Origin of the sequence: Paracoccus sp. (in: a-proteobacteria), assembly GCF_047973135.1 — a bacterium.
In the GTDB taxonomy this organism is placed as follows: Bacteria; Pseudomonadota; Alphaproteobacteria; order Rhodobacterales; family Rhodobacteraceae; genus Paracoccus.
Window position 1 is genome coordinate 1 of record NZ_JBKEBL010000344.1, and the last position, 2,980, is coordinate 2,980.

At 66.6% G+C, this 2,980-nt stretch carries 4 protein-coding genes and 1 pseudogene; all 5 read right to left on the bottom strand.

What is annotated here, in order from left to right:
• Window positions 1-159: pseudogene (locus ACK5L9_RS24360) on the bottom strand (Lrp/AsnC family transcriptional regulator); the annotation flags it as partial.
• Window positions 156-1,304, bottom strand: coding sequence for a cytochrome D1 domain-containing protein (locus ACK5L9_RS24365; protein ID WP_416914047.1), 1,149 nt, complete (start codon window positions 1,302-1,304; stop codon window positions 156-158). The pseudogene ACK5L9_RS24360 and the gene ACK5L9_RS24365, both read right to left, overlap by 4 nt.
• On the bottom strand, window positions 1,304-1,606 hold the full coding sequence (locus ACK5L9_RS24370; RefSeq protein ID WP_416914048.1) for a c-type cytochrome: 303 nt from the start codon (window positions 1,604-1,606) through the stop codon (window positions 1,304-1,306). The genes ACK5L9_RS24365 and ACK5L9_RS24370 overlap by 1 nt, the downstream gene beginning before the upstream one ends.
• A complete protein-coding gene (gene cobA / locus ACK5L9_RS24375; RefSeq protein ID WP_416914049.1) occupies window positions 1,599-2,384 on the bottom strand; it encodes a uroporphyrinogen-III C-methyltransferase in 786 nt (261 codons plus the stop codon). Before cobA ends, ACK5L9_RS24370 begins: the two co-directional genes overlap by 8 nt.
• Before the next feature lie 62 nt (window positions 2,385-2,446).
• On the bottom strand, window positions 2,447-2,980 hold a 534-nt coding region (locus tag ACK5L9_RS24380), incomplete at its 5' end, for a cytochrome D1 domain-containing protein (RefSeq protein ID WP_416914050.1).

Consider the following 2,980-nt stretch of genomic DNA (forward strand, 5'->3'; position numbering starts at 1 on the left):
CGCGATCCGGCCCGCGCCGCGCAACGCCTCCAGCCGGGCAATCACCCCGGCCTCGGGGATACCAAGCGTCACCCCCATCACGGCAAAGGGGCGTGGGACCAGAGGAAGGTCGCGCTGAAAATCGTCAAGCAGGCGCAGATCCGTATCATCAATGGTCAAAATCCCATCCGGTGCGCGCGGTCGGTGAAGAAAATGCCCGAGGGGGCCTGTGCCGGACTTTCGTCCAGAACCTGATGGCTGCGGGCATCGCGGATCTCGACCCGGTTTTCGTCGCGGACCGACAGCCAGACCTCGCGCCCGCGCGGGGCGAATTCCATATGCAGCACGCCCTTGCCGGGGGTCAGCGTATCGATGACCCGGTGGGTCAGCACATCGACGATCTGCACCTTGTCATTGTCGGGCGGCGCGAAATTCACCCAGATTTCGCGCTTGTCCGGGCGGGCCAGCGCAAAGACCGGCTGACCGGCCAGATCGGTGCGGGCGATTTCCGTCAGCGAGGCGGCATCGACCCATAAAAGCTGATGCAACCCCACGGCGGGCAGGGCAAAGACGCCATCGGCCAGAGTCCAGCCCTGAAGATGCGGCATCTTGAATACCGGCAGATCGGGCTGATCCTTCCCGTAATCGGACAGGAACCGCGTGACCTGAGGCGGATCCTGCCACAGATCAATGGCGGCCAGCCCCTTTTCGCCAAACAGCCCGACGATATAGGTCCGCCCGTCACCCGTCATCAGCGCGTCATACGGATTTGCGCCCACGTCCGGCAGCCGGGTGATGACGGGGTTGGCCGGATCGGCGGCATGATCCAGAATCCAGACCTCGCCGGTGTCCCATGTGGCAACGACGAAACGCGATCCCGGCGCATCGGCGATGCCCACGGTTTTCGACCGCATGGGCACATCGGCGACCATCTCCAGCGTGTCGGCGTCAAAGACCCGCACCCCGCCCGGTTCGTAATTTGCCACCGCGACCAGCCGCCCGTCATCCGAGATCGCCCCGCCGATGGAATTGCCCGCCTGCACCACGCGGGCTGTGATCCGCTGGGTCAGGATGTCAACCTTGGTCAGCCCGCCATCGCGGCCAAAGACAAAGGCGAAACGTTCGTCGGGCGAATAGACCAGACTGGCATGGGACAGATCGCCCAACCCCTCGATCCGGCCGATGGCGGCGCGTTCGCTGCGGTCCACGACCAGCAGGGATCCGGCCTCGCGTTCCACGATCAGCCCCAGATCACCGGTCCCCCGAAGATCGTCAGCCAGCGCCGGGGCGGCCAGCAATATCAACGCCGCGAAAGCCTTGAGCATCAGTTTCTCTCCGTCAGCAGATAGCGGGCGATCCAGCGCGCCTCGTCCTCGGTCAGCAGCGGACGCCAGCCAGGCATGGCGGTGCCGGGCAGGCCGTCCAGAATGACCGGCGACAGATCCTCGACACTGCGCCCGGCCAGCGCCTTGGGGGTGATCGGGCTGCCAAGGCCACCGGTCATGCGCAGCCCGTGGCAGGAACCGCAATCCTGCCTGACCATATGTTCCAGTTCCGCCGCGCGCTCTGCGGGGACCGTGCCCGCTGCGGCCAGCAGAGTGGCGGCAAGGGCGATCAGCTTAACCATGGCGTGCCGCCAGCCGGTGCACCGCAGGGGGCCGCGCCGGAAGCGGCAGCGCCGCATCACCGGCCAGCGCCGCCACCCGGCCAAGGATGAACAGCAGCGGCGCGGGCATGGGCGTCACCTCAAGCCGCGCGCCGATAGCAGCCAGCGTCGCGGTCAGCCGCATTTCCTGCGCCGTCGTCGCGCCCGAGATCGCCAGCACCGGCAGATCGGCGGGCATGCCCTGCGCGATCAGCCGTGCCGCGATGCCAGCCATATTCTCCGCGCCCATATAGACCGCCAGCGTGGTGTCGGGATCGGCCAGCGAGGCCCAGTCCAAATCCAGCGGCCCGTCGCCCGCCCGGTGCCCGGTCACAAGCCGCAACCCCGTGGCCAGCCCGCGCTGCGTCAGCGGCAGGCGCGTCGCCATGGCTGCCCCCTGAACCGCCGTGATTCCGGGAACGTAGTCCCAGGCGATGCCCGCATCGGTCAGGGCCTGCCCCTCTTCTCCGCCGCGGCCAAAGATCATCGGATCGCCGCCCTTCAGCCGCGCGACCGTCAGCCCTGCCTGCCCCAGTTCAACCAGAATCGCGTTGATCCGCCCCTGCGGAACCGGATGAAACCCCGCAGCCTTGCCGACGGCGATCCGCCGCACGGTCGCAGGCACAAGGGCCATGATCCCGGCCGAGACCAGCCGGTCATGCACCACGACATCGGCATCCTGTATCAACCGCAGCGCGCGCAGCGTCAGCAATTCGGGATCGCCCGGCCCCGCGCCGATCAAATGGATCTTGCCCGCCATTCCGCCCTCTCTGGCAATGAAAGACACGGGCGGGGACCGGACGGCGCCCGCCCCCGATCCGGTCAATACGTGTCGGTCTTGGTGTTATAGACGTTGAACTTGCCGGTCGGCGTCACAAGGCGCGGATCCTTGATGACGTGCTTAAGCTCCAGCGTCTTGTCATCCACCACGACGATGGCCGATTCCTGATCCTTGCCGTTCCAGACGCTGAACCAGACCTCGGTGCCTTCCTTGTTGAACTCCGGCTGCACCACACGCGGCTGTCCATCTGCGATGCCGGCCCATTCGCCGATCGGCAGGGTCCTGAACTCCGGGTCCACCGCCGGATCGCCCCCCATGGCGGGGATGTCGAACACCGCCACATTGGCTGACACTTCGGCATCCGGGTTCAGCGGCGCATCGACGTAAAGATGCGTGCTGTTCGGATGGGTCTTGATGAACAGCGACCCTCCGCCAAGACCAAAGAAGTTGTCCACGATCTTCCAGGCGTGTTCGGCATGCCCTTCCGGGTCGGTGCCGATCAGCGCGATGCTTTCATCGCCCCGGTGCGAGGTCGCCCCGACCGGCCCCGAGACCGGGTGGGTGAAGTTCGCGCC